Annotated in this window: 17 protein-coding genes; 3 read left to right on the plus strand and 14 right to left on the minus strand. The window is 66.6% G+C overall.

Annotation, left to right across the window (positions count from 1 at the left end; all coding sequences use genetic code 11):
- Positions 1–168: 168 nt before the first annotated feature.
- Positions 169–2,016: a MobH family relaxase gene (gene mobH, locus CAL15_RS18405; RefSeq protein ID WP_003109768.1), complete on the minus strand. Its 1,848-nt coding sequence runs from the start codon at positions 2,014–2,016 to the stop codon at positions 169–171.
- Positions 2,017–2,331: 315 nt separating this feature from the next.
- Here mobH and CAL15_RS18415 point away from each other — a divergent pair, with 315 nt between their 5' ends.
- The 3 genes from CAL15_RS18415 (at position 2,332) to CAL15_RS18425 (ending at position 4,053) form a co-directional block, all read left to right on the plus strand.
- Positions 2,332–2,958, plus strand: coding sequence for a hypothetical protein (locus CAL15_RS18415; protein ID WP_003109769.1), 627 nt, complete (start codon positions 2,332–2,334; stop codon positions 2,956–2,958).
- A 12-nt stretch (positions 2,959–2,970) separates the two neighbouring features.
- Positions 2,971–3,603 (plus strand): RES family NAD+ phosphorylase, encoded by a 633-nt coding sequence (locus CAL15_RS18420; protein ID WP_003090219.1) that lies wholly within the window; start codon positions 2,971–2,973, stop codon positions 3,601–3,603.
- 84 nt (positions 3,604–3,687) lie between these two features.
- A complete protein-coding gene (locus tag CAL15_RS18425; RefSeq protein WP_003090216.1) occupies positions 3,688–4,053 on the plus strand; it encodes a DUF3742 family protein in 366 nt (121 codons plus the stop codon).
- A gap of 11 nt (positions 4,054–4,064) precedes the next feature.
- Here CAL15_RS18425 and CAL15_RS18430 read toward each other — a convergent pair whose 3' ends face one another.
- The 13 genes from CAL15_RS18430 to CAL15_RS18490 form a co-directional block, all read right to left on the minus strand.
- The gene (locus CAL15_RS18430) at positions 4,065–5,585 is read right to left on the minus strand and encodes a conjugal transfer protein TraG N-terminal domain-containing protein (RefSeq protein WP_003090214.1); all 1,521 of its coding nucleotides are present in this window, start codon (positions 5,583–5,585) and stop codon (positions 4,065–4,067) included.
- A 13-nt stretch (positions 5,586–5,598) separates the two neighbouring features.
- Positions 5,599–5,958: a hypothetical protein gene (locus CAL15_RS18435; RefSeq protein ID WP_003090212.1), complete on the minus strand. Its 360-nt coding sequence runs from the start codon at positions 5,956–5,958 to the stop codon at positions 5,599–5,601.
- Positions 5,955–7,349: an integrating conjugative element protein gene (locus tag CAL15_RS18440; protein ID WP_003109770.1), complete on the minus strand. Its 1,395-nt coding sequence runs from the start codon at positions 7,347–7,349 to the stop codon at positions 5,955–5,957. Before CAL15_RS18440 ends, CAL15_RS18435 begins: the two co-directional genes overlap by 4 nt.
- A 9-nt stretch (positions 7,350–7,358) precedes the next feature.
- Entirely contained in the window at positions 7,359–8,222 is an 864-nt protein-coding gene (locus tag CAL15_RS18445) for a TIGR03756 family integrating conjugative element protein (protein WP_425265766.1), read from the minus strand.
- Between the two features lie 83 nt (positions 8,223–8,305).
- Positions 8,306–8,752 carry a TIGR03757 family integrating conjugative element protein gene (locus CAL15_RS18450; RefSeq protein WP_003109772.1) on the minus strand — a complete coding sequence of 149 codons (447 nt, stop codon included), beginning with the start codon at positions 8,750–8,752 and terminating at the stop codon, positions 8,306–8,308.
- A 164-nt stretch (positions 8,753–8,916) separates the two neighbouring features.
- The gene (locus CAL15_RS18455) at positions 8,917–9,411 is read right to left on the minus strand and encodes a JAB domain-containing protein (RefSeq protein ID WP_003090203.1); all 495 of its coding nucleotides are present in this window, start codon (positions 9,409–9,411) and stop codon (positions 8,917–8,919) included.
- A 175-nt stretch (positions 9,412–9,586) separates the two neighbouring features.
- Positions 9,587–10,354 (minus strand): DsbA family protein, encoded by a 768-nt coding sequence (locus CAL15_RS18460; protein ID WP_003090202.1) that lies wholly within the window; start codon positions 10,352–10,354, stop codon positions 9,587–9,589.
- Between the two features lie 24 nt (positions 10,355–10,378).
- Complete coding sequence (locus CAL15_RS18465) at positions 10,379–13,270, minus strand: conjugative transfer ATPase (protein ID WP_003105079.1); 2,892 nt, start codon at positions 13,268–13,270, stop codon at positions 10,379–10,381.
- Positions 13,270–13,719, minus strand: coding sequence for a TIGR03751 family conjugal transfer lipoprotein (locus tag CAL15_RS18470; RefSeq protein ID WP_003109775.1), 450 nt, complete (start codon positions 13,717–13,719; stop codon positions 13,270–13,272). The genes CAL15_RS18465 and CAL15_RS18470 overlap by 1 nt, the downstream gene beginning before the upstream one ends.
- Positions 13,700–15,118, minus strand: coding sequence for a TIGR03752 family integrating conjugative element protein (locus CAL15_RS18475; RefSeq protein ID WP_020924934.1), 1,419 nt, complete (start codon positions 15,116–15,118; stop codon positions 13,700–13,702). The genes CAL15_RS18470 and CAL15_RS18475 overlap by 20 nt, the downstream gene beginning before the upstream one ends.
- Positions 15,108–16,019, minus strand: coding sequence for a TIGR03749 family integrating conjugative element protein (locus tag CAL15_RS18480; RefSeq protein ID WP_003105643.1), 912 nt, complete (start codon positions 16,017–16,019; stop codon positions 15,108–15,110). Before CAL15_RS18480 ends, CAL15_RS18475 begins: the two co-directional genes overlap by 11 nt.
- Positions 16,016–16,708 (minus strand): PFL_4703 family integrating conjugative element protein, encoded by a 693-nt coding sequence (locus CAL15_RS18485; RefSeq protein ID WP_003105641.1) that lies wholly within the window; start codon positions 16,706–16,708, stop codon positions 16,016–16,018. The genes CAL15_RS18480 and CAL15_RS18485 overlap by 4 nt, the downstream gene beginning before the upstream one ends.
- Positions 16,705–17,103, minus strand: a complete 399-nt coding sequence (locus tag CAL15_RS18490) for a TIGR03750 family conjugal transfer protein (protein ID WP_003105639.1) — start codon at positions 17,101–17,103, stop codon at positions 16,705–16,707. The genes CAL15_RS18485 and CAL15_RS18490 overlap by 4 nt, the downstream gene beginning before the upstream one ends.
- Between the last annotated feature and the right edge of the window lie 2 nt (positions 17,104–17,105).

Genomic DNA, 17,105 nt, shown 5'->3' on the forward strand with positions numbered 1-17,105 from the left:
TCCCGTTGGTTGTCGGCTTCTCGTCTCGTCGCAGAACGCGCGCGCAAACCGACCTCGGCGGCATTACAAAGCCTCAAAACTTGAGGTCAAGCGATATCGACGTTCTGATTCGCGCCGTTGCGGATTGGTCCGCCGCGTCGCATTTTTGGACGGCTCTTGAGCCGCCGGTTACGCGAGAAGTGACAAGTAAGGATTGTTCGGTGGTGGCTCTGCGAACAGGAGCCGAACATCGTGCAATAGATAGCCATACAGGCGGCGGGACTTCCTGGGGCCTGTGACATCGCACGTCCAGATGTTCAGGCCCCTGGGCTTTTTGCGATGCAGTTGCAGGCGCTCGAAGCGCTTTTGTACCCATTGCCAATCCTGCTGGTTCTCCTGCTTGGCGAGAGTCCCGACCTGGGGGTGTTCTTGTGCGTAGCGTTGGAATACCCCGGGGCTGACCAGGTAGGCCGTGTCGCCCACCGTATGCACGAGCGCCTTCGCGTCGTTGATGACCAGCCGGCGGGTAGCGATACCTTGTTTCAGCCACGCCATGAAGTGCTCGCCCGATGGCTGCGCCGACGAGGACGTGGGCACCGGCGCTGATGACGGCACGGGCACCATCGAGGTTGGCGGTGGCGTTTGAGGGCCAGCGGCGGGTGCGTCGCCCGAGACGGCTTCCGCATCCTGTTGGGGAACAAGCAAATCGCCGATTCCTACCATCGCCAGCAGGTCCTCCATGACATCGGGTGCGGCTTGTGCGGCAGGCAAGTGAACCGGAGTCGCGGCGTCGACGCCCTCCCATGGAAGGGACTCTTGATCGTCGGTGGCTGGCTTTGCCGTCATTGCCGGCGAGGGCACCAAGGCATCGGCATTGTTGGGTGCCGGTGTCCCGTCGATTGCCACTGCCCCTGCGAAGGGCGCTGGCCGCTCTCCAGACTCCCAAATCAGCGCGGGAGCGAGACGCAGCAGGGTGAATGAGTGGGACCAGCCAGTCGTGCTGGTCACGGTCGCGCGCCAGACCGCCTTGCCGTCCGGCGTCGGTTGCAACATGCCGTGATCCTGCAGCACGTTGAAGACGGCGGTGTTGCTCGCGGGGATGCCGTCGACGCCTAGTGACAGCAGGTGCGCACGCAGCTTGTCCGAGACCGTCTTGCTTACCAGCCACAAGGCATCCTCGGTGATCCAGCCATCGGAGGCTTCCGGCTGGTTCAGCTTCAACTGTTCCTTGAGCAGGTAGCGCAGCCCGTCGAGCAACTTGCGCTGCAGCGCATGCTTGTGTGCAGCCATGGCGCGGGCCGGATCGCCGCCCAGTTCCTGGGCCACCGAAGCCCGGTCGGCCTGCACGACAAGTTCGCCCAGCACGCCGGCGCGCTCGTACTGGCCGGCCAGGACGTAGAGCAGCGGTCCCCACAGGTCGGGATAGCCACTGAGCCAGTCCAGGGCATCACGGTCGAGCAGTTGACGGTAGAGTAAACCTGTCGCGGCGCTGTGGAGCCGATATTCCCGATCGTCGCGGTAGCGGAAGCGGTATGGCTGGTGCAGCGGGCCGTGCCAGGGGTGCCACAGCGAGCCGTCGGACAGTTCGACGTGCAGATCGACGGCGATCTTGCCGATGTCGTGCAGCAGCGCGGCATAAGCGACTGCGGCAGTCCAGGCTTCAGACTGCGCCGCCTGGTCTTCGGGACTGCCGCCAATGGGCAGCAGATGGGACTGCCGCAGCTTGAGCGCATAGGCGACGATCTCCAACCCGTGATCCAGCATGCCGCCGGGGTAAGCGTGGTGATGGCTTTCCGATGCGGGGAATTGTTGGACCAACTCGGCGTAGTGCTCCAGCGGCGTGCGGTATAGGGTGGCGAACTGCCGCCGCGACAGCGACGTGCGCTGCCAGATGTGTTCCAGCAGCTTCTGCCGGCGCGGTGTTGCCAGCAGCGATGCGGCCGATTCGGGCCGCAGCAACCCTTTCGGGAGGTCGGTGGCGGGCGCTGGCGACGGGGCAGCGACCGGGGGCCGTTTTCGCTGGAACAGGGAGAGCATGCGGGTGTCCTCTGGGGGGCCGGCCGGGAGGCCTTTTCGCCTTTTCGAGGTAGGGCCTTTCCCCTTGCACCCCATTCCCTTGCCGTTTCGGCCCTTTGGCCTTTAACCGTTTCGGTATAGCCGGGCCTGGGTTGCGTCTCCAGCGTCAATGTGGAACCCGCACGAATGGATTGGACGGAGACCTGGCGCTGGCCCCTGCCTATGCTGCGGGGACGCTACCCCCGGCAGGTAGGCTCTCGCTCAGGCGACTAAGTTGACAAATGCGACAAGGGCGACTAGAGTGAATCCTGTCTCAAACCTGCTTGGGAGATGACCATGCCCACCGCCATTGAATTCATTGCCGATCGTCTGCCGCGCGTCACCGTGGAGGACGTGCGCCGTTTCGCGGATACCGTTGAAATCCGGGATGCGCCGGCTTTCGCGGCCGAGTTGCAGGCGTTCATTCACGAGCGCGTGGAGGCGGTAAAACTGCCAGCCAACCTCGAAGGCGAAACGGTGGAGCAGGCCCTGGCGCGCAAGGCGGCCGCGCTGCGCACCGAAACGCGCTGGACCCCGACTGAAACCGACGTCCAGCGAGGCCGCGCCGTGTTGCTGGAATCCTTCAACCAGCCGCACAACCTGCCGATCCCCGAGTACGCCAAGCTGGCGGACAAGTCGCGCCAGCAGATCTACAAGGACATCCTCGCGCGCCGGCTGCTGGCGCTGAATGTGGGGCCGCGCGGCCAGAAGCTGCCCGACTGGCAGCTCGACCCGGTGAAGCAGCAGTTGACCCAAACCGTGCTTCAAGAGGTCGAGGGCATCGACCACTGGACGATCTACCGCGCACTATCCGAACCGCTCGAAGGCTTGGGCGGACGCTCGCCGGTGGATGCGGTGACGCATGGCACAATCGATGACGTGGCCGAAGCGGTGTTCAACGTGCTGGGCGTCCAGGTGCATTGAGGCAAGACCGCCATGAGCCGCGAACTGCCCTTGTTCTTGATCGATGCGGGTGAACTGCTCCAGCATGTGAGCCGCGTCGTCTATCGGGGCAGCCCGCTGTACTATGGCCGCAGCGGCACCAATCGCTACGACGACCCGGCGCGGACCTACGGCGTGCTCTACCTGGGCCGCGACCTGTCCACGGCGCTGATGGAGTCGGTGTTTCACAAGCACCAGTGGCTGGCGGACGAGAAGCGCTCGATTGCGCTGAAGGAAGTCGAGAGCCGGCTCGTGCGGGCCGTGGGGGTCCTGGACGACGTGCGCTTGGCCGATCTCACGGCCGAGGGTGTCATGGCGGGTTACTTCGGCCTGAACCTGGAACAGTTGGCCAGCCGCGACTACACGCACACGCAGCAGGTGTCCGCCCAGGTGCATGCGATGCTCGGCGATGATGGCCAGCCGCTGTTCGACGGGGTGCTCTATCCGTCGCGCAACAACTATCCCGCCAAGAGCATCGCCCTGTTCGAGCGTGCGGCAGCAAGAGTCGGCGTTGTCGATGACATCGACCTGGTGGACCATGTGGACTGGCCGCGCTTCGTTGCCACGTATCGCGTCGGCGTGGAGCCTGATCCCGGGCCGGTGGAACCGGATGACGAAGCGTCCTGAAGCGGCAAGAGAGCACATTGAAGCCCCAAACAGAATGAAATGGACCAAACTGGAATAGGCATCCCTCTGTAGCAGGAGACGACCATGAACACCACGACCCGCATCAGCACCGCAGAACGCCTCGGCCGCACCTTTGGCCGCGGATGGCGCGCCTACGCGCGCGGCGAACGTCGGGCGTCGAACTGGTTGGTGTCCAAGGGGGTGCCGGCGGCCGTTGCCACCGCGCTCGTGTGGGTGGTCAAGCTGTCTGTGGTGGGATTGCTGCTCTACGTTGCTTTTTGGTTCGCACTCGTGTTGTTGGGCGTCGTGGCGGCGGCGTGGGCTGCTGCTGCCAATACCTCTGACGAGGACGAGTGGCCTTTCACCGATCTCACAGAACTGCGCAAGACACCGGGCTACGATCCCAATCTGTACAACGATACGTCGCACGAGTTGTACACCGACGACTGACGGACTCCGGGCTACTTCAGCTTGCCTCCCGTGAGTGCCCCAGCCCCCTTGCCCCCGGCTTGGCCGGCGCTCTTGCTGCCGTCCGACAACCCCTGAATGGCATGTCCCGCCCGAATTCCAACCCAGGTCAGGCTTGCCAGCCAGAATCCTGGCAGCACCAGGAACATCGTGCCCGCGACGAACATCAAGAGCATGTCGCCGAACGCATTGTTCAGCCCCACCAGCGGGTCGAAGTTCGTGTGTGGCCGGTTCCAGCCAAAGCCCCAGCCATAGAGCGCATCGAGGATAGTGCTGTCGATCCAGCGAGCGAGCTGGAACCAGAAATCCACGAAGAACAGCGCGAATTGCACGACGCTGACCGTGACGACCGTCTTCAGGTCATAGGTGCCCACGACCAGCACGAGCGGGATGCAGATGACCAGCGCCATCTTGAGCAAGGCGAGGACCATGGGTAGAGACTGTCTCACGACGTCCATGGCGGGAAACGCGGCAATCGCGCCGACGGCCATCCCAACGTCTCCCGTGGCCCGTGTCACGATGTTCGGCAAGGTCTTGTCGATCTGGCCTCCGTAGTCCGTATAGACGCTGCCCTGGTTCAACTTCTGCTGCCGCGGTGACGCGATGGCTCGGATCACCGAGTCGTCCACCTCGGCCCGGCTCAGGAACCCGGCCCAGCCCGCCAGGCGACTCAACAGGCTCGGGTCCACCTGACCCAGCAGGCGTGCCCGCAGGCCGTTACTTCCATCGCTCCACCACTGGCGGCAGGTCGGGTAGCCGCCACCGCTGGCCACCTGCGCAAGCCCTGCGTCGCGGGTGCTGTCATAGGGCCAGTCCTCGCGTGGGGTGCTGGAACGGTATGTGTCGTAGTAGCCGTTCGTGTCGGTGAAGAACCGCGATCCGATCCAGGTCACGTCGTGCATCTGCTGCTCATCGAGCTGAGGGCGCTGCATGAACAATTTGGCCCGTGCAGGCCCATAGCAATCCCGCGAGAAATCCGCTACTTCCTGAGCCAGCACCGGGTCATCGATGCGCGTAGCGTCGATCTCCATGCGCATCTGCCGCAGGTCCGTGCCGCACGGGATCGCTGCCACCGAAGCGCCCGTGACGGCGCGCGAGAGCGCGTGCATGAACGCCCACCACACCGGCACCTTCGCCGACTGGTTGTTGATGGTGCTGAAGGACTGCGACCAGCCGGTATCCCCGGGCTGCGCCACGCTGACCTGGCACTGGGCCGAGCGCGAGCTGTCGTACTGGATGGTGTTCAGGTCCACGTCGATGAACGGAATGCCGGCGAACATCACCACCACGATGGCGACGAAGACCCGGTTCTCGATGCGGGCGGCGCTCAGCACGCCTTTGTTGCCCTCGTCGGCGCCTTCCGCACGGGCCTTCAACCACTCCTGCACGATGATGGCGACGAAAGGCAGCGCGAATACCCCGCTGGATACGAGGACCGCCCAGATGCCGTTGTTGACGATCCAGGACACGAGGGTTAGGTAGTACTCCAGGTAGTCGGTCGTGAAAAGCGTCATGGCCTCGATCCCCTCAAGCGGCCTGCATCAACAGGCTGGCTTCCAGCGCCACGATGGCAACAATGCCGGCGACCTCAGCGCGAATCAGCCGGCGTCGGGCCAGCGTGCTGTCCTCGCGCGCCAGCAGCCGCCGCCGCATCCAGACCCAGCCGCAGGCCGTCGCCCCGTACAGGAACAACCGCCACACGAAGAAGTAGCCCGATGCGGCCGCGAGCCACCGCTCCCAGCCGGCCACGCTGCCAACGAGATAGATGCCGGCGATGTTGGCGCCCACCGCAGCGGCGACGATCACGGCCGCCCACAGCAGTGCTTTCGCCGCACGCCGGCTGATGAGCCAGCGCAAGGGGCGCCAGGCCATGCGCTCCGCGCTCATGGCCGGCCTCCCGGATTGCCCTTCTGCAACTGGTCGAGGCGGTCGGGCACCGGATCGCCCTCATAGATGCCGCGCGAGCCTGCCGCGCGCGTGCCATGGCGCTGGATGATGGCCATCGGCGAGTTGTTCGCCAGCTCGCGCCGCAGTTCAAGTTCGGTCTTGAGGTTGCGGATCTCCCGGTCGAGCGTGTCGCTCTCGTGGTTCACGGCCTCGACTGCCAACTCGTTGGCTGCCACGTTGGGCTCTTTCTTGCCGGTGAGCAGCGTGCGCTGGAGCAGCAGTGCCTTCTCCAGCACCGACGAAAGCGCCACCTCGGACGCGAGGCGCCGCGCCAGCAGGTCCTGGTCCGGCTCGTCGCGCAGCGCCTCGATGACGCCGCGCGTGATCGGCAGCGACGTGCTGCCGGCCTCGCGCAAGTTCTCGAAGGTGGTGTTGCGCACGCCGGAAACCAGTTCCTGCAAGACTTCCAGCTTGGCTTCGTACTCCTCCTGGATCAGCGGCGTCAGCCCGACGCCGGGCACCGTCTCGGTCTTGGTGCAGGAATCGCACGTGCGCTGCACCTGTTCCCCGAGGACCCGGGTGGCCCATTCGGTCGCCTGCTGCGGCGACGTCCAGGTCTGGCAGGACAGGCTCGCGCAACTGGTGGACGCGATGGAGGATGTGTCCGTCACGCCGCGCCCGTTGACCAGGTTGTAGCCCGCGCGGGTGACGTCGCCGACCACGCGGATGGCGGACTGGCCTGCGCCACCGGCATTGCTGCCGCCCACCCAGGGAAGGCCGTCGTTGCCGCGGCGCGTCTCGGCCTGCTCGACGGCCGACACGGCATCGTTGCTGCCAACCGCGTCACGCAAGGCCATGCCTTCGGCCATCTGGCTCCAGCCAAGCTGGCCACCCGCAGTCTCGGCCATCTTCTCCGCCATGGCGCGGCACGTCAGCTTGGAGCGGTCGAAGTCCAGCCGCGCCTGCAGCACGCCGTTGGTCAGCAGGTTGTACAGGCCCGGATCGGCGCGCTGAATGATCAGCGCCGGCAGCGATGCAACCGCGCTGGTCGCGCTCTGGATCACGTTGCTCATGATCTGCTGAAAGCCGTTCGTGATGCCGTTGAGCTGATTGCGCAGCGTGGTCTGGATGCTCATGTCGCCGCAGATCAGGTTGCTGTTCCACCCCACGCCGACCCCGATGGAGCGCATGCCGGCCGCGCGGCCCATGGACACCGCACTGCCACCGCCGATCGAGTACATGACGTCATCGCCGAGGACGGGGCCGCTGTTCTGGTATCCGACCTGCGCCCACGCCAGGCCGCAGACCAGAGCGAGCGGGCCGGCCAGCGCCTTCGGGCGCAGCAGGCGGCACGCCTTGGCGGAAAGGTTCATCGATTCAGGACGCTTCATCGTGGCACCTCAGAGGAAATCGACGCTGCCCAGGAACACCTGCCCGCGGCGTTCGCAGCACGCATAGGGACGCCACAGCGCCCAGGCGTAGTCGCCTTGTTGGGCCTGGGTCAGCGTGCCGCTGTGCGGGAACACCACGCAGGTGTTGGACAGGCGCGGCGTCAGCTCCTGCCACTTGCCCGTAGAGGCATCACCCTCCATCAGCGCGCCGGCCGGCCAGTAGCCGTCGCGGGCGTTGGCAAGCAGCGGCTGGTACACGTGGATCTGCCCGCGGCGCGTGACGACATCACCGGCGCGCTGGGCCACGACGGCCCCGGATTTGTAGTCATCGGTCTGATGCAGGAAGCCGCCGCGCGGATAGACATTGCCCCAGAGGTTCATCGTGGTGCGCGCACCGACCTCGCGCATGCCCGGAATCAACGCCTCCGGGTAGGCCATTTCAGGCACGTTGTAGCGCCAAGCCAGCGTGTCCAGGGTGCTGAGTAGATACGGCATGAAGGCCGTGCCCGCGCCTTGGCAGAAATAGCCCGACGACGATGCGAACTGGTTGAATACCTCGCCGCCAGGATGGCCGATGACATCGCTGTTCTTGAATTTGGCGAGGTTGTTTTCGTGGTCTTCGTTCGTGGTCCCATCCCCACCTGCCTGTGCGGATGGGTTGGGCGTGCTCATCGCCTGCACCTCGACCCAGGGGTTCTCTCCGGTGTTGCTGTAGCTGGAGACGACCGCATCGGGCACGTAGTGCCGGACCTTGGTGGATGTGCGCACCGTGCAGCCCGTCCAGGTGCAGTAGAGCCAGTAGCAGATGCCCACCACCCGGTACTCCAGGCAGTCCGGCGACATGACGGAGGACACGATGGTGGCGGTGTTCAAGGCGTAGCTGCCCGTGGCGCTGATCAGCAGCAGCGAGGCCACGGCGACGCGCAGGCGGCGCAGCAGGTCGAATGGGCGATGGGTCACGGCTGCGTCCTCCGGTGTTGCTCGATGCGCGCGACGGCCCGGGCCACGTCCGGCTCGCCATAGACCACAAAGCGTTGATCCACCACGACGGCCGGGATGGTCGTGACACCCAAACTCCATGCGTCGGTGACGCCCTGGTAGGCGGTGCCGATGCGGCGCTGAAGATCGGTGCCGCCTTGCTTCAGGCGTTGCCGGACGATGGCTGCTGCCCGCTCAGGGTCGGCTGGAAGATTCGCGGAAAGCTCGGCCTCGATCCGGGGCGTTTCGCCCAACTCGATCAGTCGCTCGCCGCCCATGGTCTTGACCGGGTGGCGGCTGTCGGTGACGACCACCACGTCGGCGGCGAAGGTGGCCGGGCTGAACACCGCCAGAGACGTCGGCAGCGCCACGGCCAGGCCAAGGGTTCGCCAGCCTGGTGCGAACCGGGTAAAAGCTGCTGGCATGTCATGTGCCCCGGAAGTTGATCAGGGCCATAGTCAAACGCCGAACCCCAGGCGGCCCCAACAAACAATGCGCATCGCGGCCACCCCGCATACCTGCTTGCGTCGCCGCAAAGAAAAAAGCGGAGGCCGAAGCCTCCGCGCTGATCAACGAAGCAGTGCAACCCTTACAGCAGGCCGGACTCCGCAAAGGAGAACGGGGCACCCTGGCCGACGATGATGTGGTCCAGTACCCGCACATCGATGAGCGCCAGCGCGGCCTGCAGTTGCTGGGTCAGCATGCGATCCGCGCTCGACGGCTCGGAAATGCCCGAGGGGTGCTGGTGCGCGAAGACCACCGCGGCGGCCTTCAACTCCAGCACACGCTGCACGACGACACGCGGATAGACCGAAGTCGAGTTGATCGTGCCCCTGAACAACGGCTCGTAGGCCAGCACCTGGTGCATGCTGTCCAGGAACACCGCGGCGAATATCTCATTGGGCTCGGCGACCAGCTTCACGCGCAGGTAGTCGCGCACGGCCGTGGGGTCGAGGAGTTTCGCACCCGCTTTGAAAACCCGCTTCTCCAGCAGTGCAATGGCTTGCTGGATGATCCAGTCCTCGTGTTGGGCAGCGATGGCGGAAAGCGACTCCAGGCAGGAGTCATTGACGACGAAAGACATGGCGAACCTCCAGACGGTGAGATCGGAGGGCGCGCGCCCTGGGAGGGCAAGCCCTCCTGGGGAACGAACAAGGTGCATCCATCACCGCGGCAGCGGTGATCGTTCGCGGCCAGGATGCGAGGCGAACGGGTTTCGGTCAGCGCAGTGGACTGCGCCGTAGCCTTGAAGACCGGGGCTACCTGGGCATGTCGCCGACGACGTCGGCAGGCATTTCCGATGTAGTAGGTGTGGCGGCGGGATCGCCGGCCGCGAGCATGTCCATGGCCGACAGCAAGGCATCGCCCTCGATCGGACCCTGCAGTAGGATCGCCTTGCCGGTTTCGCGATCGTGCAGCCGCAGCGACGGCGTGGCGGTCACGCCGCTGCTCGTGGCTTCCGCCGTCTGGGTGCGGATCGGCGCCTCGGGCCGTTCGCTCGCCAGACACTGCTCGATGGCTGGCGTAAGGTCGGGGTACCGCAGGTCCTCGGGCAAGCCCTGGCCGTCGCTGCGCGTGTGGGCATAGACCCACTCGACAGCCTGCCAGAAGGCGGCATGGCCGCCAGATTCGCCGGCGCACTCCGCCAGGCTCGCTTCGGCAGACGCGGCCGGCTCATGCGCGGCCAACGGGAGGTGGTGCCATTGCAAGGCCACGTCCGCGTTGCCGGCCACCCAACGCTTGAGCACTGGGAAATAGGATCGGCAGAACGGGCATTCGAGGTCCGCGTAGAGCGTCAGCGTGAAACGCCCTTCCGGATTTCCCATCTGCCACGGAGGCCCGGCCACCTGCGTCACGCTGACCGGCGTTGAAGTCTGGGGAGTGGACTTGCCAGAATAGCGGGACACGAGCCAGATCAGCAGCAGCGCTACCAGCACGGCGGCCAACACCCAGGGCCAGCTGAGCCTCCAGCGCCGACGGCGGAACGCCTGTACCTGCATCGGAATGGATGGGCGTTTCTGTTCCATGGCGTTCTCCGGTGTACGGCAGATTCAGGGCAGGTCCAGGGTCGGCGACTCGATGCCACGTGCCCGGTCGATCTTCTCAGCCACCTTGAAGGCGGCATCCAGCTCGCTGACGCCGTGCTGCTGCATGAGCTGGTAGCGTTCTGCCTTCTCCTCGGGCTCGGTTTGCGCGAGCGCGAGGTAGAGACTTGGCGGCACGGCGCGGAACAGCACTTCCATGCTCTTGGAGAGGATGACGCCCTCGGTGAACTTGCCCGCTTCCTTGCGTGCGGAGAGCATCAGCGCCTTCTGCGCCGGCGAGAGTTCGCGGAACCTGGCGATCTTCTCCACTTCGTCCGGCGGCATCGACAGGCACACCCACCACTCGATCATGTTGAGCATGGGCTCTGCGGCGCGCGGCAGATCGTCGATGTTTTGCGTCGCCAGCCAGAACCAGGCGCCCAACTTGCGCCACATTTTTGTAATTTTCACGACATAGGGCGCGAGCAGCGGGTTCTTGGTGATGATGTGACCTTCGTCGGTCACGTTGACGATCGGCCGGCCCAGGTACTGGTCGCGCTCGGCGATGTTGTTCACCGTGCTGATCAGGCTGATGTAGGCGATGGAGAGCTGCGCGTTGTAGCCCTCGCGGGCATAGGTCGCCAGATCGACCAGCGTGATGTCGGCCTCGGGCCACGGCGTGCCGTCACGGTCGAACATCTCGCCGTCCGTGCCTTGGCAGAACATGTCCATCGCGTCCGCCATCTCCAGCAGCCGCACGCGCCGCATCTCGGGCAGCGTCGGGTCCTGGCCACGGGCGCGCAGCGCGTTGCGCACGTCGCGCGTGAGCACGGTGCGCTTTTCGGCCACGCAATGTTCGGCGGCGTCGAGGATGCACTGGCGGATCAGCGAGCGGTCGGCCCGCGTCATCCGCGCTTCTTCCTTGTCTTCGCCGCCCGTGATCATCAGCCGCGCTGTGATCTCCAGTTCGCCCAGCACGTCGCGCTGCTCGTCCGCTTCCATGGCCGAGGCATCGGGGGGCAGGTCTTCGTCCAGCGCGTCGGCATCGAGCGTCTGTACGTCGCTGGGCGTTTCGATCAGCCGGCGTGCGTCGGCGAACGGCGCCAGGCTGATGCCCGATCCGGGGGCCAGCTTGACCCGGTTCACGGTCAGGCCCAGGCGCCTGGCGAAGTCGCTGAACAGGCCGAAGCTGTTGCCGGCTTCCACGATGAAAAGCCGCGGCCGGTAGATGGCCGTCACCTGGTTCAGCAGGTTGTTGAGCGTGGCGGACTTCCCCGAGCCGGTGGGGCCAAATAGAAACAGATGGGCATTCATCTGCCGATCCAACCTGTTCAAGGGGTCGAACGTAATCGGGCCGCCGCCGCGATTGAACATCGTGATGCCGGGATGCCCCGTGCCCTGGGCGCGGCCCCATACTGGCGACAGGTTCGCCGCGTGCTGGGCGAACATCAGTTGCGTGTACCACCGGCGCCGGTCCTTGCCGGGGTTGTAGCAGCACGGCAGCCAGCGCAGGTAGCTGTTGAGCGGCGCCACCTCGTCGTCCTCGCGCACCGGCTGCAGGCCGGCGTTGAGCATCACGTTCGCGAGGTCCAGGCCGCGCCGATCCAGTTCCGCCTCGTCGCGCCCGCGTAGGTAGAACGCCAGAGTGCCCCGGTAGAGCTTGTGCGCGCTGCCGATCAGGGAGCGGGCTTCATGCACGTCCTTGAGCGTCTGCTCCGACGCCAGCGTCTCGCCCACAGCTTTCTTCGCCAGATGGTTGAGGTCCGATTCGAGGACGTCCTGCGGCGTGGCCACCATGGTGAGACACATCAAGGTGTCCTCGGGCATCTGGTCGAACAGCGTGTTGATCGCGTCCCCCTTGCGGGTCTCGCCGGTCAGGTGCCCGGTGCCGGGCGGCATGCGCAGCCGGTCGGTGATCAGCACGCGGTGCGGCATGCCGTCGAAGTACCAGGCCCCTTGCGCCACGTCCGAGCGCGGCTGCCCAAAGAACAGCCGCTGGCTGAAATCCCGCCCGCTCGCCAGCTCGATCTCGCCGGCCTCGCTTTCCTCGGTACTGTCCGGATAGCGCGCCAACGCGTAGAAGCGCTCCCGGTCCTCCACCCCAGGCCCGAGCAGCGTGGGGCGCGGGTTGAACCACCGCAGCAGCCAGTCGTGGACGTCGGCCGCGACCATGCGCCGGGCCTGGATGCCGGCGTTCGCCAGGCCGCCGCACAGGCGGTCGCAGACGATGCCCAGCATCTGCTCGGGTGTCTGGCCGCGGCGGTTTGCCTGTCCCTGTCCGCTCGCGCGGCGGTACACCACCATGCGCACGCGCCGCGTCTGGCCGCGCCAGCGCAGCCGCGTGACCACCGTGTCCTCGAACAGGCCGCCGGGCTTGGCCACAGCGCGCAGGTGGTGGCCGAAGAAGCGCAGGTAGAACTCGGTGAACGCCGAGCCGCGCGCACGTGGCTGCACGTAATCGCGCAAGGTCTGCATGTACTGGTCGAAGCTCGGTTCGTCCTGGGCATAGAGCTGGAGCACCCACGGGTTCTCGTCCAGTTCATCGAAGCTGTCCTGAAGCGCGTTTTCCAGGGCGTCGCGGGCATGCGCGAGCCAGCCGGGTTCCCGGCCTTCGGTGCCCAGCGGCACCAGCTCGTAGAAGGCGGCCACCGATTGGCCGTCCTCCAGGAGCATCGATTTCGACTCGGGCAAGAACTCCACCCAGGGCAGCAGTTCCACGAAGGACGGTGCGACGTCGTACAGCGCCTGCTCGTCGGCCACGGTCGCCGGCTTGCGGCCCTGGACCGCGGCGCCGGGTTCGGGGATGCCGGCTTGCTGCAAGGCCTCGACGTGGCGCTGCCAGCCGTCCGGCTGCTCGTCGGCGGCGGTGTCTTCGGCGCTGACGGCAGCCAGCTTCGGCCATGGAAGTTTCCACCGCATCAGTAGTCCTCCGTCCTCTCGCCAGGCATCGCGTACTGCACGCGCTGGTACAAGGGGAAAACCGTCGTGTAGCCCGGCACGGGAACGGGGTCGGTGCCGGCCAGGTGCGGGTACACGTACATCACGAGATCGGGATTGGGCAGACGCTGGAACTGGCGGTGAACCTCATTGCGCGCGGTGCGCGTGTAGCGCATCTGCTCGACAGGTGCGGCCTGCACGTCGGCGTCGGTCAGGGGCCGACGCAGGCTCTGGCGCGCATCGAGCAACTGGCGGCCGGCGTTCCGTCCGGCTGCGCCACCGCCGTCGCCGGCCTCCTGCTGCCAGATGTCCATCATCGTGCGGTCACCGTGGGTCAACAGCTTTTCCTTGCTGGTGGCGCAGCCGGCGAGCACCGCGACGGCGAGGGCCAGTGCCAGGCCACGGGCCAGGTTAGTCAAGTTCAAGGGCATGGCTTTCTCCTGCGCGGTGATCGACCTTGCGGCCTTCGGGATCGAAGTCGATGGCGAGCGGCTTTTCGAGGTGGACGGCAACCTTGGCGCCGGGTTGGACATAGACGGCGGCGAAGGCTTGGCCGTAGAGCTTGTTGACCCAGGCCGACATGTCCCGGACACCGCCCGCGAGAATCTGGCCGACCGCTTCTTGGCCGGTGATGCCCACGGTGCCGATGGAGCCGTCCGAGCCGACATAGGACATGCGGCCGCTGCCACTCTCGATGAGCGAGGCCACACCGGCACCGGCCGCGGTGATCAGGGCCTGCGAGCCGAGGTATTGCTGGGCGTTGCTGCGCCGCTCGCCGCTGACGCAAGGAATGCCGTGGGGATCGCTGATCCAGCCCAAGCCGTCGCGCTGTTGGTTGTTCTGCTGGTTGCCCTCGCGGTCTTCGGGGATCGTGCGAATCGTGCCGTCGTTGAAGACGAACGTGATGCTGCGCACCTGACCTCGCACGCACGAGAGCGTCCAGTCGCCCGAGGCGGTGCCGCTGAACACGGCGCCGGCCACGTCGGGAATGTCGATGCCATTGGCGGTCAGGTTGTCCGGCCCGACCAGAACTTTGAACGGATAGGGATCGTTGACCGTGCCGTCGATCGGCACGCGGCCGATCAGGGCCGTCATCGCCACCGATCCCATTAGCGTCGAGTTGGTCGGCACGGTATAGACCGGCTTGGCATTCTTGACCCCGGCGGCGCGGGCGCCCGCGTTGGCCACGGTTTCAGCGGTGGTTTCGAGCGTGCTCTGCGCCGGGCCGAAGCTCGTGGGGAAGCTCATGCCGCCGCTCGCGCCACGCCCCCCGTTGCGCCCCTCGGCGGGCTTTGCGTCGTCCGGCTCGACCCACCGCACGCCGCCCTCCATGCCGGCCTCGTCGCCGCCCTGCAGCCCCAGGCCCACGGGCAGGTCCGCATGGCCGCCGCCGCGCCCGCCGATGCTGTCCAGGCGCCGCTGCAGGTCGGCGAGCAGCCCTTCGGTCTGCTGGCGCGCGCTGGCCGCCTGCTCTTGGTCGCGGCGCAGGTTGGACCGCTCGGATTCGAGCGCCGAGTTGATGCGCTGGTCGATGGAGTTCTCGCGCTGGCGCAGCCGCTGGTTCTCTTCACGCTGCGACTTGTTGTCCGAGAGCGCGGTCTGAAGCTCGGTGCGCAACTGCTTCACTTGGGCAACGAGCGTCGCCACGGTGTCGCGCGGGGTGTCGCCTTCGATGCCCAGCGCCTTCATTTCCTCGGGCGTGAGCTGGGCGCCGTTGTCCGCCACGGGTGGCGCCGTGCCGCCTCCACCCGAGAACAGCCGGATACCGGCGAACAGCACCAGGATGGCGACAGGGATCATCAGCCACTTGAGCAGGCCGTTACTGCGCATGGCGGGCCTCCTTGGCGTTCTCGTCGCCGTCCGGCTGCGGCAGATGCACGGCAGGGTCGAAGCGGTGAATCGCCGGCAGCAGCGACTGCGCGAGGCCGCGGCCGCGCGTGACCAGGTACAGCACGGTCGTGTCCTCGGTCGTGCCGCGCGGGCCCAGCGCCTCGTGCTGGAAGGTGGCGGTGAGGAAATCGCCTTGCAGCACGCGCGGGTCGAGCGCGACCCAGTCGGCGCCGGTGTTGGTGAGGCGCACGGCAGTCACCCATTGGTCTTCCAGGCGCCACGACGCGAGCACGGCCGCGCGCACCGGCAGCGTTGGCATCAGTGTGTCCAGGTCGAGGTCGCGGGGAAGGTTGACCCGCATGACGCCCGGAAGCGGCTCGACGGTGCGCAGCGGTGCGTAGAGGTTCTGCGCGGCGAAGCGCGTCAGCACGACAGGGACCGGAGTTTCGCGCCGCGCGGTCCGCGCACCTGCCTGGCCCTGGGCGCGTGCCGGGGCCTCGGCACTGTCGGCCTGCTCGCCATAGCGTCCCGGTGCGCTGTCACCCTCGACGATGCGCACCGGCTCCAGCTCGGCTTCCCCGTCCTTGGGCGGTTCGGCTGCGATGTCCAGCAGGATCAGCGCGCCCGTGTCGGCGTCCTGCAGTTGCAACCGCGTGGGCTCGATCGGCTCGCTGGCACGCAGGTACACCGCGCCGCCCGCACTCTGCACGCGCAGGCGTTTGCCCACGCCTGCGGGCACGCCCACGCGCACGTTCCGGTCGATGAATACGATGCGTTCCTGACCGACCTTCAGCGGCACTGCCAGTGGCATGCGTTCCCAACGCAGGATCTCCACCGCCTGGGCGACGGGTGCCGCGGCCACGGCCAGTAGCCCCAGCAGCGCGAGTACAGGATGCTTCATGGGGTGTTTCCTCCTTGAGGCGCTTGCGGATTCAGGTCACTCGGCGCCGGGCGCGCCGGCTCCGGTGCACTGATGCGCTGGGGCGCGCCTTCGTAGCAGTCCAGCGCCAGGCCGAACGGGTTGCGGGCGGGATCGACGTCCACCCGCGTGACCTTGATCGGATAGCGCACCAGGGCGCGTTTGACCTGCTCGGCGCCGTAGTACTCGTCCGCCGTGATGTCCAGCGTCACCACCCAGTCGCGATCGGATACGGTGCGCACGCGCGCCGTGGGGTCGTCGCCATAGCCGCGGCCGGGAATCTCGTAGATGCCGCGCACGCGCTGACGCAGCTCGCCCGTGGAGCGGCGGTAGTCATAGTCCGCCCGCAGGAAGGCCTGGCAGGACGGGGTGAGGTACGGCGAGAGCGTATGGAGGTTGCGCGAGTAGTCTTCTTCGCCATTGGTCGGCCAGCGGTTCAGCGTCTGGAACACGTAGAACGTGAACGCATAGACCGATTCGGGCGGCACTTCCCACCACTTGCGGGTACTGCCAGAGCGCAGGTCGGGCGGGACGTGGATGGTCAGGTCGCGCGGCGCGCTCCACCAGCCGCCGCCCATGACCAGGGCGACAATGACCAGCGCGCCCGCGCCCAGGCGCAAGGTCTTGATGTGCGCCTGCAGGTGGGCGATCTCGTTCTTGAAGCGGCTCATCGCATGCTCCTGCGGGTGGACCAGAAGCCCGAGCGCGAGATCAGCACGTGGCCGCCCACCCAGCCGGCCATCAGCGGATGGCGCGTTGCGATGCGCCACTGCAACTGTCGATACAGCCAGGTGTCGGGGCGCCCACGCTTGAGGCGGCGCAGGATGCCGCCGCCGATGAACACGCCCAAGGCCACGCCCAGGACAACGAACGTCGGTGCGATGGCGATCGTGCGGAACACCCACGAAAGCGGCGCGCCGACCAGCAGGCCGGCCGCGCCGGACAGGCCGCAGCAGATCCACAGCTCGTCGGCGGTGAGGCCGCGCACGACCACGGGATGGCGGTTGAGCCGGTGCGGAAGGAACGTGACCGTCCCGTCCGCACGGACGTGCTGCTGCTCGGACATAC

Source organism: Bordetella genomosp. 13 (assembly GCF_002119665.1).
Classification (GTDB): Bacteria; Pseudomonadota; Gammaproteobacteria; order Burkholderiales; family Burkholderiaceae_B; genus Bordetella.